The organism is Pseudomonas reactans (assembly GCF_013387025.1).
In the GTDB taxonomy this organism is placed as follows: domain Bacteria; phylum Pseudomonadota; class Gammaproteobacteria; order Pseudomonadales; family Pseudomonadaceae; genus Aquipseudomonas; species Aquipseudomonas reactans.
The window spans coordinates 1-1,240 of record NZ_JACAQP010000054.1 but is presented as its reverse complement, the minus strand read 5'-3'; the positions used below and the strand labels follow the sequence as shown (position 1 = coordinate 1,240).

Genomic DNA, 1,240 nt, shown 5'->3' with positions numbered 1-1,240 from the left:
AGATCTATTTATGGATTTAAGCAAGCGTCTCGAACGTGGAACATCCGTTTTGATGAAAAGATTACAAATTTTGGATTCATCAAAAATGAGGATGACTCCTGTGTTTACAAGAAAGCTAGTGGGAGCATAGTCATATTCCTAGTATTGTATGTAGATGACATACTTTTATTTGGAAATGACATCCCAACCTTAAAAGGTGTCAAAACGTTCCTTGAGAACTGTTTCTCAATGAAGGATTTAGGGGAAGCTGCTTATGTATTAGGCATAAAGATCTATAGAGATAGATCTAAGAGACTTATTGGTCTTAGCCAAAGTGTATATATTGATAAAATCTTGAAAAGGTTCAAGATGCAAGACTCCAAAAGAGGATTCTTGCCAATGCCTCATGGCACCATCCTAAGCAAGTCTCAGTGCCCAAACTCTAGGACTGAACTTGAAAGGATGAAACATGTCCCATATGCTTCGGCAATTGGGTCCATCATGTATGCCATGTTATGCACTAGGCCCGACGTCTCATGTGCCTTAAGTATGACTAGTAGGTATCAACAGAACCCAGGTGAAGCCCACTGGACTGCTGTAAAGAACATTCTTAAGTACTTGAGAAGAACTAAAGATATGTTCTTAGTTTACGGCGGTTTGGAAGAAAGCTTAAAGGTAAAGGGTTACACTGACGCAAGCTTCCAAACAGATAGGGATGATTCGAAATCTCAATCTGGGTATGTCTTTATTTTAAATGGAGGAGCCGTGTCTTGGAAGAGTTCCAAACAAGAAGTGATTGCACAATCCACTACAGAATCAGAATATGTTGCTGCTTCGGAAGCTGCTCAAGAAGCTGTCTGGATGAGAAAGTTCATAGAAGATCTAGGGGTTGTTCCTTCCATTCGGGACCCTATAGAAATCTTCTGTGACAATCTAGGTGCTATAGCTCAAGCAAAGGAACCTAGATTGCATCAAAAGACCAAACACATTCACCGAAGGTATAACTACATTAGACATGAAGTTAAGAATGGTGAAATAAGTATTCACAAGGTTCATACAGATCAAAATTTGGCAGACCCATTCACGAAACCTTTACCCCAAACTAAGCATGAAAGTCATGCTAAGGGTATAGGACTCCGTTTTTCTAATGAATGGATTTGATTTGTGTTTAGTGTTTTATGAATATGAAACTATGTAAACAAAACAATTCTTATGTGATATATGTGATGTGATGTTTTATTCATAATTTTGTGTTTTAATC

General features: G+C 38.1%; 1 protein-coding gene. It reads left to right on the top strand.

The window, feature by feature from the left end; translation table 11 throughout:
- A partial coding sequence (locus HX793_RS32110; protein WP_178905589.1) for a Ty1/Copia family ribonuclease HI occupies positions 1–1,140 on the top strand: 1,140 nt, incomplete at its 5' end.
- Positions 1,141–1,240 lie beyond the last annotated feature (100 nt).